A 24,503-nucleotide genomic window follows, 5' to 3' on the forward strand; every position below is an offset into this window, starting at 1 on the left:
TCAATAGAGATGCTAGAGTGGAAACAAAAAACTGGTTTATCCTACTCAAATCTAGTATCTTATTAAGAGATCATAGATTTGAGAGGGGACTGCCAAGTGAAACAAAAGGTTTTGCGAGTTCTTATTGCATGTGTACTCATTGGAGCAGGCGTATGGATCGGCGTGAGCTTCGTCTCGCCGCTTGAGGCGGAATCAAATACGCCCACGCCAGGCTCTGTTGAAGACCCTGTCGTGACGAAGAGTTATGTTGACGAGCAGTTGGCTAAGATTAATGGAGGCGGCGGTACAGGAAACACAGGCGGAACAGGAGCAAGTGCTACGCTTGAGGTTGTAGCCGTTCCTGCGGGCAAAACATTAATGGCCGGCGCTGGCACCGAGGTTATTGTCCGCGTAGGCAAGGCACTCGCATACAGCGTTGATACGAATGGCGTTGCCGATCTTACGGACGGGACGGAGCTTAAGAAGGGCGCGGCCGTTCCGACTAACCACTTGCTGATTTTCCCGCGTGAAGGCCGTGGCATTCATCCTGACCCCGCTCAGAACAACGGGCTCACGGTATTGGTAAGAGGCAGCTACACATTGCAATAACGAATGGTACAGATACTACATTTTCCCCGAACTGACAATAGGTTATACGCTTTAAGCGGCAAGGAACGGCACACAATAGAATTGTTCCTACATTACTTGGAGGTGTCACCGCAATGAGTCGTTCGAATAAAGTAGTAGTGCCGAATAGCAAAGCTGCCCTTAATCAAATGAAGTATGAAATTGCTGCCGAATTTGGTCTCACGTCCGGAGGCTATGCAGGAATAGGTCAAGATACCGAATTTGCCGGTGAACTGGGAGGCCAGTCTGGCGTGAGCGGCGGAAGCGTACAATGGTCGAACTTGACGACGCGAGAAGCGGGCTCTGTCGGCGGCGAGATTACGAAGCGCCTTATCGCACAAGCGGAACAGGTGCTTGGAAACTACCAGTAATCCCCTTGGAAATAAATGGGGCGTCCATTGACAGTAAGCGACATTTTCGGTATCATACTGTTTTAGAAGAGTTGTCTAACAACCTTTTCCTTCGCGGAAAAGGTTCATTTTTTGTGTAGAAAGTTAGCTCTTATTCCATACTAAGGTTGTAGGAGGTTGATACGGATGTCGGTTAAAGGACGCCACTTGTTCACATCGGAATCAGTTACGGAAGGCCATCCCGATAAAATTTGCGATCAAATATCTGACGCTGTCTTGGATGCATTCCTGGAAGCAGATCCATATGCGCGTGTCGCTTGTGAAGTTTCTGTAGCAACAGGTCTTGTGCTTGTTATTGGCGAGATCAGCAGCAGTGCGGATTATGTCGATATTTCGGCAATCGCACGCCGTACGATTAAGGAAATTGGTTATACGCGCGCGAAGTATGGCTTCGACTCCAGCACTTGCGCGGTTCTTACTTCGCTCAACGAGCAATCGGCTGACATTGCGCAAGGCGTTAACGCCGCGCTTGAAACGCGTGACGGCAAGGATATGAAGCAAGAGAACGAAGACATCGGAGCGGGCGATCAAGGCTTGATGTTCGGTTTTGCGACAAATGAGACGCCCGAGCTTATGCCGCTTCCGATCGCTCTGTCGCACCGGATCGCACGCCGCCTGTCGGAAGTACGGAAGAACGGTACGCTTGATTACCTTCGTCCAGACGGTAAAACGCAAGTAACGATCGAGTACGCCGATGGCAAACCGGTTCGTGTAGATACGATCGTTGTATCGACGCAGCATGCGGAAGAAATTACGCTTGAGCAAATCCAAAAGGATATTCTTGAGCAAGTCATCAAACCAGTTGTTCCAGTGGAATGGCTTGACCAAGAAACAAAATATTTCATCAACCCTACAGGCCGCTTTGTTATCGGCGGACCTCAAGGCGATGCCGGTCTTACAGGCCGCAAAATCATCGTTGATACGTATGGCGGCTACGCTCGCCACGGCGGCGGTGCGTTCTCCGGCAAGGATCCTACAAAGGTTGACCGTTCGGCAGCTTATGCCGCACGTTACGTAGCGAAGAACATCGTCGCTGCCGGCCTTGCGGACAAATGCGAAATTCAATTGGCATACGCGATTGGCGTGGCGAAGCCGGTATCGATTAACGTCGATACGTACGGCACAGGCAAAATTGAAGAAGAGAAGCTCGTCGAGCTGATCAACAACAACTTCGACCTTCGTCCGGCAGGCATCATCAAGATGCTTGATCTGCGTCGTCCTATCTACGCCCAAACGGCTGCATACGGGCACTTCGGCCGTACGGACGTCGATCTCCCTTGGGAGCGCGTCGATAAAGCGGATAAGCTGAAAGCAGAAGCTGGCGCAGCTAGCGGCGTATAAGCATTAATAAATCGAAAAGAGGCTGTTCTTCCTGATTAGGAAGAGCAGCCTTATTTGCGTAGTCTTCGTTTAAAAAACGAATAAACTAAATTTTTCATGCTGAAAAACCGACAAATAAGATACGACTGTAATTTTTGAGGAGTGAATGGAAATGAAACGAACCAGCAAGTTGTCTTTGTTCATCGCTGTCGTATTAATGCTGCAAATCGGTCTTACTGGCTGGTCACCGCAGGCGCATTATGCATCGGCAGCAGCGGCAGGGCCGATGGCGCTAAGCCTGTCCCCAGCCGACAATTTAACGAATGTCGCACCGGGAGCTGTACTTAAAATCATTTTCGACGAGAATATAGCGAAAGGCTCAAGCGCAAATACAATTACCATATACGAAGCCTCTACTAATACGTCATTTGAAAGCCTTAGCGTTACAAGCAGCCGCGTGAGGATCTTGGCAAATAAGAGCGAAGTTACGATTGATCCGCAAAAGGATTTTGACCTTAATACGAACTATTATGTGTTAATTACCGCGGGCGCTTTCGTCAATGAATCGAATGGTGCCGGTTATGCAGGCATACAGGCAGCGGATGCTTGGAACTTCAAAACGATCGAGAATAGCGATACCATACCGCTTAACTTGGACTCCCATGCCCCTCAAGGAACTGGCATCTCAACGAATACGGCTATCACGCTCAATTTCAGTAAGCCGGTATTCGCAACGAGCGGGAACATAACCGTTGTTTCCGGCGATGACAGCCAAAACATTCCTGTAACGTCCAGCGCAGTCCGGGGGAGCGGAACCAGCACGATTACGATTACACCGTCTGTTGCTCTGCAGCCGAATCGCTCCTACAAGGTGACGATCGGCAGCGGGTTGTTCCAAGATGAATGGGGTAATGCATACAGCGGCACCAACTGGGATTTCACGACGATGGATTCTCCGGTGAAAATCGCCGCACCTTTCTTTCCGGCAGACGACGCCGCCAACGCCGAAACGAATACGAAGCTAATCGCAACCTTCAATACAGCAGTGTCAGCAGTTAGCAATAAATATATTCATATTAAGGTTGTAGGTACGAATGAAACCTTTCAAAGCATAAGAGCGACAAATACAGTGGTGGCGGATAATACAGTAACGATTACGCCGAGTCCGGCGCTTCGTCCAAATACGTCGTATTATGTTGTCATCGACTCCGGTGCATATGAAATTGCCGGAACAAGCGATTATTTCACAGGCATTACGAACGCTAGCGTGTGGAACTTCACGACAAAGGATTCTACCGCGCCGACGATTACAACTTTATCGCCTGCAAATAGAGCTACAGCTGCGAACGTAAATACGAAGCTTCAGATGTTTTTTAACGAAAATGTACTGCCTAGCAGCGGAAATATCGAAATCAGAGTGTCAGGCACAGGGGCATTGTTCCGCTCGATCCCGGTCACATCGGATCTTGTAACAGGCGGGGGGACGAACACGGTTACGATCGACCCGAACAAAGCATACAATGGTGAGGTCAAGAAACCGTTCGTCAACAATACAAAGTATTACGTTGTCGTTGGTAATACTGCATTCCGCGATGCTGCGGGCAATTATTATGGCGGTATTACAACGAGTGCGGGATGGACGTTTACCGTTACAAGCGACACGATTAAACCGATCGCAATCGCACAGTCGCCCGCCAATAACGCAATTGCCGTTAAAGAGAATGCCGAGTTCACGATGACGTTCAACGAAGGCATCGCCCTTAGCGACGAGTATTTGGCTGGTACAGCAAAAGCCACCATTTTCGGTGTTGGTACGGGAACTTCAATTAATGGTACTTTAACGGTAGATAGCACTAACGAAAAAAAATTAATCATCAAGCCTGACAACTTTTTAACCAGAACAACAAGTTATTATATAAATATCGATCCGAATGTCATCACGGACGTAGCAGGTAATTATTATGTGGGCATTCAAAATGAATACCAATGGGCGTTCAAAACAATCGGAACAGATCTTACGCCTCCTGTCATCAGCAAAGTCGAGGCGAACGATAGCTCCGTTATATTGACATATAATGAAGAGCTAAACACGAATGTAAAACCGCTGCCGGGTAGCTTCTACATTACGGTGAACGGGGCATTCCGTCCAGTGAACTCGGTGCAGGTAAACAGTACCACGGTTGTCCTGATTCTTTCAAACCCGATTCTAAGTGGACAACAGGTTAAACTGTCGTATACGAGAGGAACCCCTCTTGGGTTAATTCAGGATCTATCAGAGAACCCGGCAGCAAGCATCGTGAATATGGACGTATCGCTAGTATCTGATACCACCATTCCAAAGCTGCTTGGTATTACGGCATCGGGAAGCAGCGTTACGCTTTCCTTTAGCAAAAATTTGATTGCGCCAAGCACGAATGCATACTTGCAATTCAGCGTTTCGATTGGCGGCACTGTTTACTACCCGATTGCAATATCAGGCAATGGCAGTGTTGTTGTATTGACGGTCAATACGGTCATCACCGGATCGCAGAGTGTCAGAGTGAGTTACTCTCCGGGCTCGTATCCAATTCGAGATTCGTCCGGCAATAATGTTGCAGCCTTTACGAATGTCTCGGCCACCAGCGGAACGGATAGGACCGCACCTAAGGTAGAGACGATAACGGCTAACAATCTTCTCGTCGCCATCAAGTATGACGAGAGCCTTAATCCAGCAATGAAGCCGACAGCAGGACAATACAGCGTGCTGGTTGACAATGTTCCAAGAACGGTTACTAGTGTTAGCGTAGTAGGCGACATTGTTACGTTGGCACTTAGCACAGCGGTTAACAGCGGACAATCGGTCAAGGTCTCCTACTCGCAAAGCGGTATCGCTCTTATGGATCTAGCTGACAATCAAGCACCTGCCTTCACGCAAGTTACGGCAGAATCGGGCGATGCGAAGAGCGGATTGCTTGGAGCGGTAGCCAAAGGAACGACAGTAACGCTGACATTCAACGAATCATTAAATAGCAACTTTGTACCGTCAACCATTCAATTTACGGTTAAAGTGAAAGGCGCCCTGTCGCCGGTGTCGCTCGTAACGATTAGCGAAACGGCAGTAAAGCTGACCTTGTCTGCTCCCCCGGGGATTGGCGATGCCATGACATTGAGTTATTATTCTAACGGATTAGGGCTGCAAACATCGAAAGGGGTTACGCTTGACGGTTTCGAAAATGTAAATGTAGCCAATCAGACGACGTTGCTCGATACGCTTTCAGGCGACTTCGAATCGGTAGACGGCGGAATCGGCATCAAGAGTTCTACCGTAACGTCCGCTATCGATACCTCGCCCGCAGGAATGTCGGCGAATCGATATACACTGCCGCAGGATAAAATCAGCCAAGCGTATCAGACTGCTAGAACGGCTGGCGTAGCGTCTCCTAAGGTCGTATTCACTGTACCAAGTACGGAGAGCGCGGCTATCGTCTCCGTACCGCTCAGCGCATTAGACAGTGCGTATCGGTCAGGTCCGGCGTCTATTTTCAAAGTCATCTATGGCGATATCAGCTACGAAATTCCACTAGCAGCGCTTGATTACTATGCGATTGCGGCTTCGCTCAATGCCGGCGGATCAGTAGGCAACCTGCTTATCAAGATCGATAGAGTATCTTCGTCGTTAACGACGAATCTCACATCGGTGATAGGAACAACGGGCGGACAAATGATCGCAGGACCGGTACACTTTGATGTTACGGCGGCAAGCGGTTCGATTGTTAAGCCGATAGCTGGCTTCAAAGGATACGTGAAACGCACGATCGAAACGTACGCTAGCGTGCCGAACAGCAATGCGGCTGTTGTCTGGTATGACGAGCAGGCAGGCGCTATCTCCTATGTGCCGACTACGTTCTTAACAGCGGGCGGCAAGACGACAGCTGCATTCATGCGTAAGGGCAATAGCGCTTATGCACTCGTGCAAAGCTCGAAGACATACTCCGATGTGGCCAACCATTGGGCTGCCGATTCAATTAATACGCTTGTTCGCAAATATATTATCGAAGGCAGAACGACGACGAAGTTCGAGCCCCAAGCTAACATCACGCGCGGAGAATTTGCGACCTATATCGCCAAAGGTCTTGGACTGACCGGCAATAAAACGGCTGCCGCGAAGTTCAAAGACGTAACTTCGAATACAACGATGGGCGCTTATATCGGAGCTGCGACTGAGGCGGGGATTATTTTCGGCAACACGGACGGCACCTTTAAGCCGAACAGCCCGATCACGCGCCAGGATATGGCGGTTATGATGATTAGAGCGGCTACGGTTGGCGGTACTGCAATCACGCTGCCATCCTCAACCTCGACGTATCTGTCGACGTTCGCAGACAAAGGCAAGATTGGCACCTACGCACAGGCGGACGTTGCCAAGGCCGTATACTCGGGCATCATGTACGGTAAAACGACGACAACAATGAGTCCGCTCACGAATGCGACTAGGGCGGAAGGCGCTGCTTTAATTATGCGGTTGCTGGAGCATTTGGACTTCATTACACCATAACAGTCAGGAAGAAGAGGCAAATCTAGCAAAACGTGAGAGCAAGACAATCACGAGGAGCAGGGTTTGCCTCTTTTACCATGACTTAACCTCTCATAGGGTATATCTTTCAGTTTCCAAAATGTGATAGCAGTCTTTTATCATGCGTAACTTTTGTGCAACTCTAGTAGTCTATATTAGATAGATTATGAGATGGGAGAGTTGTTAACAAAATGGGTAGGGCAAGGAACAAAGGGTGGAAGCGGACGGAGAGCTTAAGTAAAAAAATAATTATCATCGCGCTAGGCGGAACGCTATTATCGCAACCGGTCGTATCGCTATTGCCTGGAAGCTGGAACGCTTCGATCGCAGAGGCGGCGGACGTCGCAATGGCAAAGGCAACAGCTCCAACGCTGAAGCTGACGAGCCAAGGATACGTGACGGCAGGCGCGAAGCGCATGGACTATTTGTGGACGGCTACCAGAAACGGCAGAGCGGTAACCTCCGAGGTGCATGTTATCGAGGTCGATCTAACGAATCCTTATGTGTCTCTAAATACGATGAGCGGAAAAAACCATACGGTTGGCACGCGTAATTCCATATCGAATATGACGAAGGAGAGCGGCGCGGTAGCGGGAATCAATGCGGATGTGTTCGTGATGTCGAACGAGGGCGCGCCTATGGGCGTCCAAATTACGAGCGGAGCATTCGAATCCAGTCCATCCAAGCTCATAGGGATGTATGCATTCGGCGTGTCGAAGGACCGCAAGCCTTCCATTGACAACTATACATTCGATGGACTCGTTACGGCAGCCGACGGCTCGACATTCGCTCTCGACGGCTTGAACCAGTCCGCTTACGGACCGGAGTTCGGCGGCCAGAAATATAGTCATGTCGATGCGATGCATATCTATACAAGCGCTTGGAACGGTGCAGAGCGCCCGAAGAATACGGGAGCAACGCCGACAGAGGTACTCGTGCGGAACGGCATCATTGAACAAATCTCGATCGATCTACCGGTAACGGGTCAAGCGCCCGTTGACGGATACATATTGCGTACTCACGGCAAAGCGGCAAAGTTCGTGAAAGAGCATTTGCAGGTTGGACAAACCATTACGGCAGACTATTCGCTTATCTCGTCTGCGACGGGAGCGGAGGTTGATCCGGCGAGCTTCGAAATGCTGATCGGCGGACATACGCTGCTTGTAGACGGCGGAGCGGCATCGGCTTTCTCCCGCGACGTAGTGGGGGTAAGCGGTTCTTCCTACACGTCCAGGTCCGGGGTCGGCTACTCCAAGGACGGCACGAAAGTTTATTTGATAACAAGCGAGAAATACGGCAGCAGCACCGGCCTTAGCTTGAAGGAGCTGCAGCAGGTTATGGTCCAGCTAGGCGTATACAAAGGCGTGAACCTGGACGGCGGCGGCTCGACGACGATGGTCGAACGTCCGCTTGGCACTAACTCGCTAACGCTGTCCCATTCCACGCAGACCGGAACGACGCAGCGCAGCGTATCGAACGGCATCGGCGTATTCACAAGCGCACCGGAAGGCAAGCTGAAGGGAATAACCGTAACCGGTTCGAACATCGTTTTCCTAGGGCAGAAGACAAACTTCGCCTTGAACGGCTATGACACGTACTTTAACCCCATCAAGGTAGATGCGACGCAAGCTTCATGGAGCGCTAACCCTGCGGTAGGCACATTCAGCGGCAATACGTTTACGGCGACCAAAGTCGGCAAAACGACGATCAGCGTCAAGACTGGCGACGTATCAGCGCAATATACGATGGAAGTCATCGGACAAGATCAGATTGCTTCGATCTCGTTAAATACGGCTGCAGGCATGCTGTCGCCAGGTTCGACGCTCTCGGTGCCCGTTACGGTGAAGCTTAAGAACGGCAGGACATACAAGCTCAGCGGCGATTCTCTCACATGGGAATTTATCGGCTTTAACGGAACGATGTCCGGAGATACCTTGACGGTTAACTCGGTTAAGGCAGGCGTGAAGACCGGTTACGCGATCGGACGTTACGACGGCTTCCCGGCGATGATTCCGTTCGCGCAAGGCGAAACGGTCAAAGCTTTCGAGGATTTCGAGAAAACGGCTTATCCGATCTCGTCCCAAGTGACACCGAATGAAGCATTGGGCAGCGTTAGCCTTGCAACCGATCTGCCTGGGCAGACTTCGGCCAAAGCGCTTAAGCTGACCTATGATTTTACGAACGGTACAGGTACGAAAGCATCCTATGCAGCGTTCAATTCGAACGGCGTATCGCTGCCCGGCAGTCCTTCATCGCTTTCGCTCGACGTATACAGCGACCAGAGCAAAAACTGGGTAAGGGCAGAGTTGGTTGACGCAGATGGCAAAGTTCATTTCGCGGACGTGGCGAAGCAGCTCGATTGGAGCGGCTGGAAGACGATTAACGTGAATCTATCGTCGCACGGCATGAAGTATCCGGTGAAGCTGAAGCGCATCTATGCAGTAACGTTAGATAGCACGCAAGCCGGCAAAGCTGTTGCAGGCATTGTTGGTTTTGATAATATGAAACTGAATTATGCGCCTGAAGTTACTGTCGATACGGCGTCCAAGGTGGAAATGATCGTAGGCAGCGCGAATGCAACGTTGAACGGCAAAGCGCTTAAGCTGGATGCTGCACCGATTCAGTTGAATGGCACGACATACGTACCGCTCCGTTTCGTAACGGATGCGCTCGGCGGTCAGCTGTTCGTTAACGGCAAGCTGAACAAGGTCGGCGTGTTGCGCGGCACCAAGCTGCTCGAGATGGTCATCGGCGAGAAGGGTTACGTGTTGAACGGCGTTCGCCAGCAATCGGAGGTTGCTCCAATTATTCGCAATAACCGAACGCTGATTCCGGTGCGTCTTTTCTCGGAGAAGCTCGGGTTCACCGTCGGTTATGACGCTAAGGTGAAGAAGATTACCATTCAATAGCAATGGACGGTCGGCACTCATTCTGTGGTATGATAGAATAGAGTTGGATCAGGATTACCATAGAAAGGTTGCCGATCGATCGTGGATCATTTGACAGTCGACATTAACAGAGTCATCAAAAACGCGATTCAAGTTATGGAAGACAGCAAATATCAAATCTATGAAATATGCGAATCCGCGCGTTCGGAGCTGGAGGCGCTCGAGCAGGAGCTGGAGCTTGTGCTTGAGGAAACGGTCAAGACGATCGAGAAAGTCGATCGGCTTGAGCAGGATTACCGGCGCGCGCGTATTCGACTGACTGAAGTAAGCCGGGATTTCGTCCGATATAAGGAAGAGGACATTAAATCGGCTTATGAGAAAGCAACGCAAATCCAGCTTGACCTCATGGTCTATCGCGAGAAGGAATCCTACCTGAAGGCTAGACGGGATGATCTGCAGAAGCGTGTTCGCAATGTAGAGAATTCGATTGAACGGGCGGAGATGATCGCATCGCAAATCAATGTCGTGCTGGAGTATTTGGCCGGCGATCTTAATCAGGTTACGCGTATTTTGGAATCGGCGAAGACAAGGCAGTTGCTGGGGCTTAAGATTATTTTGGCGCAAGAGGAAGAGCGGAAGCGCATCGCCAGAGAAATTCACGACGGTCCGGCTCAATCGCTTGCCAATATCGTACTCCGGACAGAAATTGCCGAGCGTATGCTCATCAAGCAGGAATTCGAGATGGTGCATGTAGAATTAGAAGATTTGAAGGGACAGGTTCGTTCCGGTCTCGAAGAAATTCGCAAAATCATTTTCAATCTCCGGCCAATGGCGCTCGACGATCTTGGATTGGTGCCAACGCTGCGAAAGTTCGTGCAGGATTTTGAAGATAAATCTAAAATACATACTGTATTCGAGCTCTCCGGCAAGGAGATTCGTATGCCGTCTGCCATGGAAGCGGCCATCTACAGGCTCGTGCAGGAGGCTTTCACGAATGCTTTGAAGCATGCCAACGCTTCGCGTGTCTTGCTTGACGTGAGCTATGAGCCGCATTTGATTACAATCATTATTCACGATAACGGAATCGGCTTCAAGAGCGATCTAATCGAACTCGGAGCGAGCCGAAACTCCCATTTCGGACTGATCGGGATGAGAGAGCGCGTGGAATTGATCGAAGGAAGGATGGATATAGACTCAAATCCTGGACAAGGAACGAAGATTATAATTCATATCCCAATAACTGCCGAGAACAGAAAGGAGTAGTATAATGATGAATCAAGTACCGAGCAGTCCGGCCCGTAAAATCAAAATATTACTTGCAGACGATCATCAGCTGTTTCGCGAAGGATTGAAACGAATTCTGAATATGGAAGATGATTTGGAAGTGATCGGCGAGTGCGGAGACGGCATTCAAGTCATGGAATTTTGCAATCATACGCTGCCCGAAATCGTGCTGATGGACATTAACATGCCGATCGAGAACGGCGTTGTGACGACAGAGCGGCTTAAGGAGATGTTCCCTGACGTAAAGGTCATTATTTTATCCATTCACGATGACGAGAGCTATGTATTCGAAACGCTTCGCAAAGGCGCAACCGGTTATCTGCTGAAGGATATGGAGGCCGAGTCCCTCATTAATGCGATCCGTTCCGTAGTGCAAGGCTATGCTTATATCCATCCGAAGGTGACGGGTAAGCTCATTAACCAGCTTCGCCGCATGACTTACCTCGACGAGATGGGTATCGTATCTGGTGCGGCTGCGGCTCAAGAGCAGGGCGTCAAGTACCACGCTGTCGACGAAAGCCCGCTAACTCGCCGCGAGGCTGAAGTACTGCGTTTGATGGCCGAGGGCAAGAGCAACAAGAACATCGGCGAATTTTTGTTTATTAGCGAGAAAACGGTTAAAAACCATGTCAGCAGCATTTTGCAAAAAATGGAGGTTGATGATCGCACGCAGGCGGTTATTCAATCGATTAAGTACGGCTGGGTTACGTTGTAGGTAAAGCCCCGGTCTTTTTTTGCTTTTTTTTGAAGAAGGTTGCAATAGTTACATAGAAAACCTCGATACTGTAAGGGACAGTATCGAGGTTTTATTAATTGAGATGATTATTTAGAATTACCTTAGCATGATAATCAGCCCTGTTTGTGGGATGATTGTTTACGAAGAGTATAGAATCCTAGAATAATCGCAAACGCGCCAAACATATAAAACGGCAGCGGGCTGGTATCCCCTGTTTTCGGTAATGTCCCGAGAGGAACCTCATTCTCTTCAATTATACTGCTGTCAACATCTTCCCCGTCTCCTCCGCCGTCATTGTCACCGTCATCAGGAGCGCCACCAGGAATTTCTTCCTCGTCGATCTCGATATCAGTCGATGGATCAGGCGTTGATTCGTCAGAAGGCGAAGGCGCTATACTAGGCTCAATGCTTGGTGAAGCGCTAGGACTCGTGCTTGGCGCTTCGCTTGGCAACGGCGTTGTACTTGGCGTCACGTCAGGTGTCGTATTTGGCGTATTTCTAGGAGTCGGTCTCGGTGTAGGGTTAGGAGTCTCACTTGGTGTAGGACTAGGAGTTCCACTTGGTGTAGGACTAGGAGTCTCGCTTGGTGTAGGACTAGGAGTCTCGCTTGGCGTAGGGCTAGGAGTCTCGCTTGGCGTAGGGCTAGGAGTCTCGCTTGGCGTAGGGCTAGGAGTCTCGCTTGGCGTAGGACTAGGAGTCTCGCTTGGCGTAGGGCTAGGTGTCTCGCTTGGCGTAGGGCTAGGAGTCTCGCTTGGCGTAGGGCTAGGAGTCTCGCTTGGCGTAGGGCTAGGAGTCTCGCTTGGCGTAGGGCTAGGAGTCTCGCTTGGTGTAGGGCTAGGAGTCTCGCTTGGTGTAGGACTAGGAGTCTCGCTTGGCGTAGGGCTAGGAGTCTCGCTTGGTGTAGGACTAGGAGTCTCGCTTGGTGTAGGACTAGGAGTCTCGCTTGGTGTAGGACTAGGAGTCTCGCTTGGTGTAGGACTAGGAGTCTCGCTTGGTGTAACGCTAGGAGTCGGACTCGGTGTAGCGCACGGTTTACCTGAACCTAGTTCCCAGAAGGAAATCGTTCCGGGCTTATGCCCCTCAGAGTCGGTCAATTGCTCCTGGATTGGGCCTCCATAGACATCAAGCTGGTACTTCCCGCACTTCGGAACGTCGATCGTAAGGCTGGTTGCCTCCATCTTTACATCGTATTTCTGGGTTACGCCGCTATAGTGGATTTGGTTTGAATAAGGTTTAGGTGAACCTTCGTACGTATATGCCGAGAAGCTGACTTGCGAGCAATCCTTCTTAACCTCGAAATAAGCAGTCACTTGTGAACGGTCTTCATTGTACTTAAAAGAAACGCCGTCCTTGACGCGCCCAATATTGGGGCTTACGCCGGAATACGATTCTACGCCGTTCTTCATGCAGGCTTGGCTAGGCTTCACGGCTTGCTCGGTCAACTGAGTAATGGACCCGTCTTCCTGAGAGGCCTGGGCCATAACGATAGAGCCGAATGGCAATACTAGAAGCGACAATACGATAAGTCCTAAATACAGGTGTTTCTTTAATGATTTTATCATTGTACACACTCCTCTTAGATTCGTGATCAAGTTCTAAGAGGGCCGGTTACACTACTAGCTCCGTATAATCCAAGTGTCCATTTGCAGATTATACATCATCGCTTCCCTTATGGCATGAATGTATGGTTAAGAGGATTCCTCCCTTCATTCCTCCAGTTGCTTTCTTACAGTACATATGCACCACTTCGTTATAAAATGATAACATATTTCGGAAATTCTACAAGAGTGTTTAATGATTGGTTTATGTAGAAGGTATGCGATAATTGTCGAATCATTAATGCACGCACAATTTCCGACTTGTCCGCTTATATCGGAACCTGTGGGCGCTATATCGCATATAGTGTCGCATAGAGGAGGTGACCGCCGTGTTGGAACTTCTGCTTCTGGTAATTGGATGTTATATAGCGGCTGCATTGTCGGTTCATCTGGCATATTGGATTCGGCAAGGACGGAAGCGGGCGAGCAAACATTATGTGCTTATTGCCGATCGGGACCAGCCTAATATGGAATGGTATATGCGCTCTTTAATGGCGTTCTCGCGCCAGACGGGCAACGAGGTGAGGGTGACGGTCGTCGATAATGGCGCATCTGCGGAGACGCTTGCCATAGTCGATCGGATGGCTCGCAAAGGAAGTAAGGTTACTGTGCATGAATGGCCGGTAAACTTGAAGCCAAGCCGTCGCGACACCGGGTCGGGAGCAACTGCTTCGATTGGAGAAAGCGATGCCAATCAGCTTATGTGGCTGCTGCAGGCCGAAGGTATCGTAAAGGATAGCCATCAGGCCGTGCTAATCGATTTGCAAAACCCGGCTGATTTGTCCAAAATGCCGTTCTAGTATATACTACAATCAATATCGGTTATGAAAGTGAAGCACACTTTGTAGCGCTTAATGCGCCCCAGGTGTGCTTTTTTTTGTATGCGTTGCTTGGGAGACGAAGATAACGACGCACTAAGAAATACAATATGCGAGAGGCGGGTAAAAGATGCGGGCTTATGTGTATGTCATTTGCATAATGGGAAAATGGAAGGCGTATTCGACGATTGCTCCTGCTGTCGATCGCCTGTTCTGGCTGCATGAATCCGCTGGGCAGCGCATGGGAAGAGCCGGGGAAGCGGCGACGGAGGGATGGCTTTGGCTGCAGCCGCTGCCGCTGTGGGATGCTTGCCGAGCGGCAGAGCAGTGGAATTTGGAACGGGGGCGACGAGGAGGGGGGAGGAGCGACCGCGAGGATGTGCCCTGTGCGCTCGCTGCTTGCGTGGCGGCTGCGTGCAGGGAGGCTGTTGGCGCGCGGCGCAGCGTGCGCGCCAAGGTGCAGCAGGGCGATAGCCTGCGCGGCGGCGCGGAGCGCTGGGAGCGAGCGGCGCTAGCTGGCGAGCTTGAGGGTGATGGCGCAGCGGGCGATAGCGCGGCGGCGCCGGAGGGGCTGGGCGCAGCCGCGAGGCGGGCGGCGGCGCTCTTGAAAGGGCGCGCGCTGCTGCGAAGCGAAGCGCAGGCGCTGCTTGAGGGCGCGGCCGTGCCCGGCGCGGACAGCGGCTGGAGCGATGTGCTCCAGCTGGCTGCGCTGCTCGGGCTCGTGCGCCTGCACGGTTCGGTTGCCGCATCCATCGGCAACCGGCGGGGCCTGCTGCGCCGCAGCCGGCGCGAGCTTCGCTGCTTGCGCTGCGGCAGCGGCGAACCGCAGATGCGCCGCACGGCATGCGCATCCTGCGGCAGAGAATGCGCTTATTGCTCAAGCTGCATTCAGATGGGGCGCAGCCGCGAATGCGAGCTTCTTATTGAAGGGCACCGGAGCAAGGAGGCTCTTATCTCCGCCAGGCAGCTCCATTCCATTGAAGAGAGGCTGTCCAAGTGGAAGCTCAGTCCTGCGCAATCCGAAGCAACCGCGAAGGCATTACAATTTGTAGAGTCGCCCAGCAACGGCATGAAGCCTACTGCTACCGCTTTCGCAATCGCCCCCATTAGAAGTTTCCTTTTATGGGCCGTTACGGGAGCCGGTAAAACGGAGATGATCTTCCCGCTTATGGAATCCATATTACTGCGCGGCGGCAAGGCACTCATCGCAACGCCGAGACGGGATGTTGTCATTGAACTCGACCCGCGTATTCGCAAAGCGTTTCCAACCGCCTCAATTGTCACCTTATACGGCGGAAGCGAGCAAAGGTGGGAGCGCGGCGACATTACGCTTGCAACGACACATCAGCTGCTTCGGTTCCAGCAAAGCTTCGACCTTGTCGTTATCGACGAGCTCGACGCTTTTCCTTACATAAACGACGAGACCTTGCACTACGCGGCAGATAAGTGCTGTGCGCCAAGCGCGGTTAGACTGCTGCTGTCGGCAACGCCTCCGCTTGCGATGCAGCGTGATGCAAGGCGAGGAGCGCTGCCCCATGCCAGAATCCCGGTTCGCTATCATCGGTATCCGCTCCCTGTTCCCAAGCTGCTTCGAACACCGATGGTAGCTAAGCTGCTGCAGTCGCGAAGGCTCCCTGTATCGTTGCTATCTGAACTGCGGAGCTCGGTGATGCGGGGAGCGCAATTATTCGTGTTCGTGCAGCGAATCGCGCAAGCAGAGCCGATGGCCGATTTGCTGCGCTCGCAGCTTCGACTGGCGGAGGTGGCGGCGACGTCTTCACAGGACGATGAACGCTCCAATAAAGTGAAACAATTCCGCGAAGGTAAGATCCGGGTACTCGTAACAACGACGATATTGGAGCGGGGAGTGACGATCCCGCGAAGCGATGTGTACATATTGGATGCGGACGGACGGCTGTTCGACGAGGCATCGCTCGTCCAAATGGCCGGACGGGCAGGACGATCTGCCGACGATCCCGCGGGACGGGTCTTTTTTTGCAGCCGCGAGCACAGCCGTTCGCAAGCAAGAGCCGTAAGCCACATTAAGGCGATGAACCGCATGGCCCGCAAGCAAGGTTACTTGTTACCGGAACCCGCAAGTAAGGAGGTTAGCAGATGAACATCACGTCAATCCTAGCTTGGCTGCGTCGTCTTCCAAGCTCATTAGCAGAACAAGCAGTATGGTTATCTGCACGATCAGACATCTGCGCGTTCTGCCGGAAACCCATACAATTTGACAATAGCGAAGCCACCAGTGGTTTGAAGCTGCCGCTTCAACTACGACAGCAGCTATGCAACCCTTGCTTGTCCACCATTCCATGGTTGACCCGTATCTTATGTCCAAGATGCGGCCGCGGGATTCATTGCGACGATTGTATTCGGCAGCCGAACAGATCGTTCATCTGCAATCGCAGTGCCGTTCAATATGATCAGACGATGAGGAGCTGGCTGGCTCTCTATAAATATAGAGGCAACGAAGAGCTTGCGCCGCTGCTTGGCGCGATGCTGCAGCCTGCATTCGAGGAACTAAGCCTGAGCCTTGGCGCAACCATGAAGCGGGGCAGTATCGCGGCGTGTTGGGATGCAATTACTTATGTGCCGGTAAGTTCCGCTCGAGCGGAGGAGCGAGGCTTTAATCAAGCCGAGCAGCTAGCCTCCTATCTAGCCTCCCGATATCACCTGCCGCTATTGCCGCTGCTCAGTCGCGAGCGCCATACCGGTAAGCAAAGCTTCAAGTCGCGTTCGGAACGCATTAACGATATGAAGAAGATTTTTCGAGCGGATCTATCGTCAATAAGCAAGCTCGAGCAAATCTACGGTAGCGTTGCTGACACTTTTTCAAGAACACATGCTAGAATTATATTAGTAGATGATATTTATACGACGGGCAGTACGGCAGAGGCTTGTGCGGAGGAATTAACAGCTAGCAGTTCCGTACCTCTGGAGGTTTTTGTTCTCACTTGGGCGCGTTCATAAGCATTTTTTAGAATAGTTAATGAAAACGGTGTCTATATCCGTTAAGATAAGTATATAGTTTCGATAGAAAGAAAAGGAGGGCTTATGGCGATGAATTTGGATAATTGTCCTCGTTGCGGAAAGCTTTTTGCCAAAGGGATTAGAGAGGTATGTACAGTATGTACGAGGGACATTGATAAAGAGTACGAGCTGTGTGCAAACTACTTGCGAGAATACAAAGGTGCTATTATTACGGAGCTGTCGGATGAAACCGGCGTTTCCATAAAGCAGATTACGAAATTCATCCGCGAGGGCCGTATCTCGATGGTGAATGCACCGAATATGTCCTATCCATGCGAGTCCTGCGGAACGCTGATCAGAGAAGGACATCTTTGCGACAACTGCCGCAACCGTCTGACGAACGCTGCACAGGAAATGAAGGGCAATTTGGCGAAGAAGGAAGAGCCGAAGGGATCATCGTCTACGCAAACTGCTTATCGCGGGATTGATCGTTACAAGGACAGATAATTATAAATGTAGTTATATCTATAAAATATGACTTGACTGCGGCCGATAATACTTGTAAAGGTAAATCGGCTTTTTTAGAACGGATAAACAAAGAGGTGGAGCAAATGAAAATTAACGATACCAATCGGATCGGCGCGCTTAACCATTACCAGAAGCAATCTGAATCCCGCGTAAGCGGAGTAAATAAAGCACGGCAGAAGGACGAAGTCCAAATTTCCACGGCTGCCAAGGAAATGTTGACGACTAGCCAAGCAAGCAGCGCAGAGCGCAAGAAGCTCATTGAGGAACTTAAGCAATCGGTAACAACAGGAACCTACCATGTAGAAGCGAATAAAATCGCCGATAAGATTCTGCCATATTTGGAGCAATAAGACATAAATAAGATGCGGGTGAGAAGATGACGGTTTCCAAAGTTGTTGAAACGTTGAATCGTTTAGCCGAAACACATGAGTCTCTACTGCAAACAGGCCTGGAGAAGAAGCGGGCCATTATTGAGAAAGACTTAGACACGCTTATGCGCATCATGCGGCTGGAAACGAAATTAGTCAAGGAAATTACGACGTTGGATTTGGAACGCGTAGTGGCAATCCGAAGGTTGATGGTAGAGAAAGGTGTTAAGAATCGTATAAACTCAACCTATCGACAGCTTATGGGGGTCGTCTTTGTACCCGAGGAACGGTTACAGCTGCAAACGGTTCATGAGCGCCTTGAAAGAACGCTGAAGGAGCTCAAACAACTGAATGACTTGAATCAGTCGCTCCTTAACCAATCGCTAGATTTTATTCAGTTTTCGATCGAGCTGTTCGTATCTCCGGAGGATGAAAGCTACACGTACAAGCATCCATCCGCAATATCGAGCGATTCGAATCGGTTTGGATCATACAATACGAAAGCGTAAGGAGGATTAAATCGATGAGATCGACCTTTCACGGCATAGAAACGGCCAAACGGAGCCTATTTGCTAATCAGGCTACGATTAATACGATCGGGCATAACATATCGAATGCGAATACTCCGGGTTATTCCCGGCAACGCGTGAATCTAGTGGCTTCCCGTCCGATAGAGGCGCCTGGATTTATGCGGTCGAATACGCCCGGCCAACTTGGCACCGGCGTGGAGTTTACATCCATTACCCGGATTCGGGAGCAGTATTTGGATGATCAATTCCGCAACGCGAACTCATCCTATGGCGGTTGGTCCATCCAATCGTCAACGCTCGGCAAGCTCGAAACGATCTTTAACGAACCTTCGGATTCCGGCCTTCGCACGGTATTGGACAATTTTTGGAAGTCATGGACCGATTTGAGCAAAGACCCGGAGAATATTACGGGACGTAAGATTGTCCGCGAGAACGCATTGGCTCTTGTCGACGGTTTCAACACGACAAGCAAACATCTGGAGGATCTGGATAAGGATCTTACGACAAATATCGACGTTAAGGTATCGGAAGTCAATTCGATCGCGGGATCGATCTCCTCTCTCAATTATGAAATCAAACGATTAGAGGACCTTGGCGACAACCCGAACGACTTGCGCGATCAGAGGGACTATCTAGTGGATCAGCTTTCGCTTATTGCGAATACGACCGTTACGCATACGGCCAACGGCTATGATATCTCTATCGGCACGCAAAATATTGTTACCGGACCTAACGCTATCCCTGCTACTACGGCACAGATCGAAGCGCAATTTACGGCAGGACGACTTACTGGCGGCGAGCTTTCCGGGATGATCCTATCCCGCGAAAAATATGTGGCTGATTATAAAGAGCAGATCGACGCTATGGCCAACACGCTCGTTAACGGCCAGATAACCGTAACGCTGCCGGAAGGGACCATGTATAACGGAGCGAAGCTTGCAGCCGATCAGCAGGTAACCGTTAATGGCATTAACGGACTTCATAAGCTAGGCTATTTATTTACGAACCCGCCGCAGCAGGCGGGAGATATATTTGTACCGGCAAGCTTCAAGGTTGATGGCATAATGGTACCGGTAACAGCAGGCAACATCAGTTTGAGTAAGGCTATTACGGATGATCCGATGATGATCGCTACTTCCATGCGGACCGAAATCGTTAATGGAGTTAATGAGACGATCAAAGGAAATAACACGCTGGCGAACCTGATGGCCGATTTGAAAAATACGTCATTTACTTTCACCGCGACAACGAGCGGCAACGGTATTTCCAGCGGAACGATTGATTCGTATTATCAATCGGTGATCGGGCAGCTAGGCGTTCAAGCGCAAGAGGCTGAACGTCAACATACGAACCAATACGATATCGTGAACCAGGTTGAATCAAGCAGGCAATCGGTTATGGGTGTTTCGCTTGACGAAGAAATGTCGGAATTAATTAAGTTCCAGCATGCTTATACCGCTGCCGCGCGATTCATGACTTCGATCGATGAAACGTTGGATAAGGTTATTAACGGCATGGGTATTGTAGGACGCTAAACGATCTCTTCTCAAATAAGGAGGAATGAGCAGTGGCACTTCGCGTAACACCCGGAATGATGCATGGAAACCTCATGCGCAACGTTACCCACAATTTGAATCGGATGGAAAATCAGCAGAACATGCTCTCCACGGGACGCAAGCTGAACAAGCCGTCCGATGACCCGGTCGGCATTACGTATTCCCTGCGATACCGCAGCGAGCTTTCGATGAACGAGCAGTATGAGAAGAACGTAACAACGGCCAAAGCGCAGCTCGAGCATACGGATTCCGTTCTCGGCCAATTAAACGATATTGTGCAGCGTGCTCAAGAGCTTGTGACGCAGGCATTGAATGATACAAATCCACAAACGGCATTAGATGCAATAGCGATTGAGGTTGATCAGTTGTATGAACAAGCCGTTATGATCGGGAATGATTCAATGAATGGTAAGTTTTTATTTAACGGTCAGATGACAAATGTCAAACCGTATGATATCGCGGTAGCCGACACGCAAGATACGGATACGGAGAAAACCTTAATCACATTATCAGCCGGCATATCCGTACCGCTGAATGTAACTGGCGGCGAAGTGTTTGGGATTTCGGCAGAAACGGATAACCTTTTTAAAGTATTGAAAGATATAAAAAATGCATTAACACCAACATCTAACAAGACTGATCTCGCGGCCGCTTATGCAAAGTTGAATTCCAGATTTGATAAAGTATTAAATATTCGCTCCGAAATAGGAGCCCGTACGAACCGCGTTGATCTGATCGATACCAGACTGCAGGACTTGACGCTTAACCTGAATAGCTTGCAAGGCGAAACAGAGGATGCGGATATGGCGGAGACGATTATGAAATTTACACAGGAACAAAGCGTATATCAAGCCTCATTGTCAACGGGGGCCAAAATCATTCAACCTAGTTTAATTGATTTCTTAAGATAAACTTAGAAAAGAGGTGCGCCGGTGAATGATTTGCGGCTATCAATCAGACAAACATTTGCTGCGATAGGTCTGAATTCACAACCGGCGCAGCAGATGATGGATGCCTCTCACGGGGAACAAGAAATTGTACAACCCCAAGCCAAAATGAACTTTGCAACAACCCCTTCGCATTTGGAGATCGACTCTTCCGAAGCTTGGCAGGCTCTTGGCAGAGGACCTCATATGGAATGGAATCAACGATTATTTGGTCAAATGAAGTCGGTTTTTCTTCAACAACTTGCCCAAACCGTTGATGAAGGGAAACGAATGGCCCAGATTACCAATCCTAACAATGCATTCGCAGAGATAGCCAAAGGATCTATAGGCAAACAGAGTCCCGTGAATTACGTTCTAGGTACTCCCAATGTTGATAATGTTAAAGTTACATACACACCAGGAGCGGTTAATACGGCAATAGAGCCCTCGCCGGTTGAAATACAGTACACACCAATAAAGACCGATATTCAGGTTGAACAGGGAAAACTTGAAATGTACTTAAGGCAAAAAAATTCAATTTCGATCGATGTTACGACCTATGATTGGTATAAATAATTCAGCTATAGCGAAAGCTATAGCTTTAGTTTTTTAATAGGAGGTTAATCATGTATCCATTAAATGAAAACGCAACCATAGATTTCGGGGAAAGTATATATGGTTTTGAACAATTAAGTCTATTCAGATTTGAAGCAACAGCTCCAGACAGCTCTTTTTATTTACTGAAAAGCCTAGAGGATGAAAATATCGGATTTATCGTTATTTCTCCTTTCGAGGTCGATTCAAATTATGAATTTAAGCTCAGTGAAGAATCGATTAAAGATTTAAGAGTGGAAAAGGCCGAAGACGTATTAGTATTATCCATCGTTACGATCCTGAAGCCCTTTGAAAGGTCAACGACAAATTTATTAGCGCCGTTAGTGATAAACATAAAAGAAGGAATAGGGCGGCAAGTTGTTTTGAGCGGTGTTTCATATACCGTTAATTCACCTTTATTATCGAATGGAAATGAGGGTGATATATAGATGCTGATATTAAGCCGTAAGCGAGGGCAATCGATTATCATTAATAATTCAATTGAAATTATCGTAACGGGAATCGAAGGGGATCAAGTAAAAATTGGAATCGTGGCTCCTTTAGAGATGAATATTATTCGTAAAGAAGTGCTGGATGATGTTCGCTCAATTAACCAAAAATCAATAACGTCAGAAGGGGATATGGAGTCTTTAATGGAATGGTCAAAAAGAACCAAGAAAAATAAAAAAAAGTAATCAAATATACAAATTAGCTATTAAGAAACGACAGTTCATGTCCGATAATTATATTGTGAGGCGAAAGCCCACCCACAAGGAAGTGGACAAACACATTCAGGGAGGAAATTCAAATGATTATCAACCACAATCTTAATGCAATGAACTCGCATCGCAACCTGTCGTTCAACAACGTTCAACAAGGTAAATCGAGCGAGAAGCTTTCTTCCGGTTTCCGTATCAACCGTGCGGCTGACGATGCTGCAGGCCTCTCGATCTCCGAGAAAATGCGTACGCAATTGAAAGCTTTGAATCAAGGCATGCGCAATGCGCAAGACGGCATCTCCATGGTTCAAACAGCTGAGGGTGCGTTGACCGAAGTATCCGACATGCTGACTCGCATGAAAGAACTTGCAACGCAATCGGCGAACAGCACGTACAATGATTCGGATCGTCTGGCAATTGACAAGGAATATCAAAAACTGAGCGGTGCAATCGACAAAATTGCAACGACTAAATTTAACGGTGTTTCCCTGCTGGATGGAACGGGTACTTCTGCGACAATTCAATTGGGCAATACAATTGCTGACCAATTGACCTTCGACTTCTCAACTCTTGACGTTACGGTTGCTACTCTTGGTACTGGCGGCGTAACTACTCAAGCGGACGCAGAAACAGAAATCGGGGCAGTTGACACGGCAGTTGACTTGGTTAACACTGCCCGCGCTGAATTGGGTTCGTTCCAAAACCAGTTAGAGCACATGTACAACAACATCGGCGTAAACGCTGAGAACCTGCAAGCTGCAGAATCCCGTATCCGTGACACGGACATGGCTGCAGAAATGATGAAGTACACGAAATTCAACATCCTGCAGCAAGCATCGACTGCAATGCTGGCTCAAGCAAACCAAGCGCCGCAAGGCGTACTGCAACTGCTCCGCTAATAGACGGAACGGTAAGAAGAGACCTACGTTTACCGTGGGTCTCCTTTTTTTTTAAGGGGGTTGTGCAACATGAAATTAAGCGTTTGTATGATTGTGAAGAATGAAGAGGCTAATATTATCCAAGCGTTGAAAAGCACTCAAGGAGTACATGAAGTGATTGTCGTCGATACCGGATCGAGCGATCGAACTGTTGAATTGGCTGAAGCGTGGGGGGCAAAGGTTTATTTTTATGAATGGAACGAGAGCTTCAGCGACGCCCGGAATTACGCGGCAAGTAAAGCGTCCGGTCAATATATAGCCATGTTGGACGCTGATGAGTGTCTTTCGGATCATTTTTTTGTAAACATAGGGAAACATTTTGAACGGTATAATGATGTTCCGGCTGCGATCATAATTCAAAATGAGAATGATCAAGAATCGACAAGACATCGTGCGGTAAGGGTATATCCTAATTTAGAACGATTCTGTTTCGATGGAGATGTACATGAGCAATTGTTCGACAGTGTAAGCGGTGATCTTGCCGAGAGTCAAGATTGCGATGCGCTTATCTATCACTATGGATACCAGAGCAAGCAATATGAGAATAAAGGCAAGTATGAACGCTATCTCGCTTTGTACGATAAGGCGATAAAAGATAATCCGTATAACGGTTATATGCATTATCAACTAGGGAAGTTGTATTACTCTAACGAAAAGTACGCAGAAGCTTATCATGCGTTCAGCAGGTCAGCAGAGCTTGCGGAGATGAATCGGTTTTATTACCCCGTCATGCTTGTTCAACTGGGGTATACGTTAAAGCATCTCGGATATTCCAAAGAGGCCTATCAATTGTTGGAGCCGCTAGCAGATCAGTACCCTAACTATCCTGACTTGGCGTTCCTGCTTGGTACATTAGCGATGGATATCGGTAAGCTGGACCGGATCGAACATTATTATAAAGAAGCATTAAACATTGGAGATACCGATAAGTATTCGACAATAGTAGGTAACGGCTCGTTTAGAGCCGCATATAATTTAGGTGTATTCTATGAGGTGACAGGCAATAAGGAGCAAGCGCAGTTTTATTACAGACTAGCTGCAAAATCAGGCTTTCAGCCATCTATAGACCGATTGCTAGTTATTTCTTAATTCATATATAAATAATAGGAGAGGAAAGTACGATAATAATAATAAGAGTTTTCAAAAAAAGGAGTGA

21 protein-coding genes and 1 riboswitch are annotated in these 24,503 nt (G+C 49.2%); all 21 genes read left to right on the forward strand.

The window, feature by feature from the left end:
• Positions 1-96 precede the first annotated feature (96 nt).
• The 21 genes from J2T14_RS20570 (at position 97) to J2T14_RS20670 (ending at position 24,436) form a co-directional block, all read left to right on the forward strand.
• Entirely contained in the window at positions 97-588 is a 492-nt protein-coding gene (locus J2T14_RS20570) for a hypothetical protein (protein WP_307473703.1), read from the forward strand.
• A 113-nt stretch (positions 589-701) separates the two neighbouring features.
• Complete coding sequence (locus J2T14_RS20575) at positions 702-977, forward strand: alpha/beta-type small acid-soluble spore protein (protein WP_307473705.1); 276 nt, start codon at positions 702-704, stop codon at positions 975-977.
• 165 nt (positions 978-1,142) lie between these two features.
• A complete protein-coding gene (metK, locus tag J2T14_RS20580; protein ID WP_307473707.1) occupies positions 1,143-2,357 on the forward strand; it encodes a methionine adenosyltransferase in 1,215 nt (404 codons plus the stop codon).
• Between the two features lie 151 nt (positions 2,358-2,508).
• Positions 2,509-6,870 carry an Ig-like domain-containing protein gene (locus J2T14_RS20585; protein ID WP_307473709.1) on the forward strand — a complete coding sequence of 1,454 codons (4,362 nt, stop codon included), beginning with the start codon at positions 2,509-2,511 and terminating at the stop codon, positions 6,868-6,870.
• 209 nt (positions 6,871-7,079) lie between these two features.
• Positions 7,080-9,797, forward strand: a complete 2,718-nt coding sequence (locus tag J2T14_RS20590) for a stalk domain-containing protein (RefSeq protein WP_307473711.1) — start codon at positions 7,080-7,082, stop codon at positions 9,795-9,797.
• Positions 9,798-9,878: 81 nt separating this feature from the next.
• Positions 9,879-11,039 (forward strand): sensor histidine kinase, encoded by a 1,161-nt coding sequence (locus tag J2T14_RS20595; RefSeq protein ID WP_307204859.1) that lies wholly within the window; start codon positions 9,879-9,881, stop codon positions 11,037-11,039.
• Between the two features lie 7 nt (positions 11,040-11,046).
• Positions 11,047-11,775, forward strand: a complete 729-nt coding sequence (locus tag J2T14_RS20600) for a response regulator (RefSeq protein ID WP_307473867.1) — start codon at positions 11,047-11,049, stop codon at positions 11,773-11,775.
• A gap of 426 nt (positions 11,776-12,201) precedes the next feature.
• The gene (locus J2T14_RS20605; RefSeq protein ID WP_307473714.1) at positions 12,202-12,915 is read left to right on the forward strand and encodes a hypothetical protein; all 714 of its coding nucleotides are present in this window, start codon (positions 12,202-12,204) and stop codon (positions 12,913-12,915) included.
• A gap of 474 nt (positions 12,916-13,389) precedes the next feature.
• A riboswitch (cyclic di-GMP riboswitch) is annotated at positions 13,390-13,473 on the reverse strand.
• 250 nt (positions 13,474-13,723) lie between these two features.
• Entirely contained in the window at positions 13,724-14,194 is a 471-nt protein-coding gene (locus J2T14_RS20610; protein ID WP_307473715.1) for a hypothetical protein, read from the forward strand.
• 148 nt (positions 14,195-14,342) lie between these two features.
• Complete coding sequence (locus J2T14_RS20615; RefSeq protein ID WP_307473717.1) at positions 14,343-16,331, forward strand: DEAD/DEAH box helicase; 1,989 nt, start codon at positions 14,343-14,345, stop codon at positions 16,329-16,331.
• Positions 16,328-17,188, forward strand: a complete 861-nt coding sequence (locus J2T14_RS20620; protein WP_307473719.1) for a ComF family protein — start codon at positions 16,328-16,330, stop codon at positions 17,186-17,188. Before J2T14_RS20615 ends, J2T14_RS20620 begins: the two co-directional genes overlap by 4 nt.
• Before the next feature lie 90 nt (positions 17,189-17,278).
• Positions 17,279-17,695: a TIGR03826 family flagellar region protein gene (locus J2T14_RS20625; protein WP_307473721.1), complete on the forward strand. Its 417-nt coding sequence runs from the start codon at positions 17,279-17,281 to the stop codon at positions 17,693-17,695.
• A gap of 104 nt (positions 17,696-17,799) precedes the next feature.
• Positions 17,800-18,066: a flagellar biosynthesis anti-sigma factor FlgM gene (flgM, locus tag J2T14_RS20630; RefSeq protein ID WP_307473723.1), complete on the forward strand. Its 267-nt coding sequence runs from the start codon at positions 17,800-17,802 to the stop codon at positions 18,064-18,066.
• Between the two features lie 26 nt (positions 18,067-18,092).
• Positions 18,093-18,593: a flagellar protein FlgN gene (locus tag J2T14_RS20635; RefSeq protein WP_307473726.1), complete on the forward strand. Its 501-nt coding sequence runs from the start codon at positions 18,093-18,095 to the stop codon at positions 18,591-18,593.
• 14 nt (positions 18,594-18,607) lie between these two features.
• On the forward strand, positions 18,608-20,149 hold the full coding sequence (flgK, locus tag J2T14_RS20640) for a flagellar hook-associated protein FlgK (RefSeq protein ID WP_307473729.1): 1,542 nt from the start codon (positions 18,608-18,610) through the stop codon (positions 20,147-20,149).
• 32 nt (positions 20,150-20,181) lie between these two features.
• The gene (gene flgL / locus J2T14_RS20645) at positions 20,182-21,081 is read left to right on the forward strand and encodes a flagellar hook-associated protein FlgL (RefSeq protein ID WP_307473732.1); all 900 of its coding nucleotides are present in this window, start codon (positions 20,182-20,184) and stop codon (positions 21,079-21,081) included.
• Between the two features lie 21 nt (positions 21,082-21,102).
• Entirely contained in the window at positions 21,103-21,672 is a 570-nt protein-coding gene (locus J2T14_RS20650; RefSeq protein WP_307473734.1) for a DUF6470 family protein, read from the forward strand.
• Positions 21,673-21,722: 50 nt separating this feature from the next.
• A complete protein-coding gene (fliW, locus tag J2T14_RS20655) occupies positions 21,723-22,139 on the forward strand; it encodes a flagellar assembly protein FliW (protein WP_307473736.1) in 417 nt (138 codons plus the stop codon).
• On the forward strand, positions 22,140-22,385 hold the full coding sequence (locus J2T14_RS20660) for a carbon storage regulator (RefSeq protein ID WP_307473738.1): 246 nt from the start codon (positions 22,140-22,142) through the stop codon (positions 22,383-22,385). It abuts the gene before it with no gap.
• A gap of 113 nt (positions 22,386-22,498) precedes the next feature.
• Positions 22,499-23,308, forward strand: coding sequence for a flagellin N-terminal helical domain-containing protein (locus J2T14_RS20665; RefSeq protein WP_307473740.1), 810 nt, complete (start codon positions 22,499-22,501; stop codon positions 23,306-23,308).
• A gap of 69 nt (positions 23,309-23,377) precedes the next feature.
• Positions 23,378-24,436 (forward strand): tetratricopeptide repeat-containing glycosyltransferase family 2 protein, encoded by a 1,059-nt coding sequence (locus tag J2T14_RS20670; protein ID WP_307473743.1) that lies wholly within the window; start codon positions 23,378-23,380, stop codon positions 24,434-24,436.
• Positions 24,437-24,503 lie beyond the last annotated feature (67 nt).

Origin of the sequence: Paenibacillus harenae (genome assembly GCF_030812415.1) — a bacterium.
GTDB classification, from domain to species: Bacteria; Bacillota; Bacilli; order Paenibacillales; family Paenibacillaceae; genus Pristimantibacillus; species Pristimantibacillus harenae_A.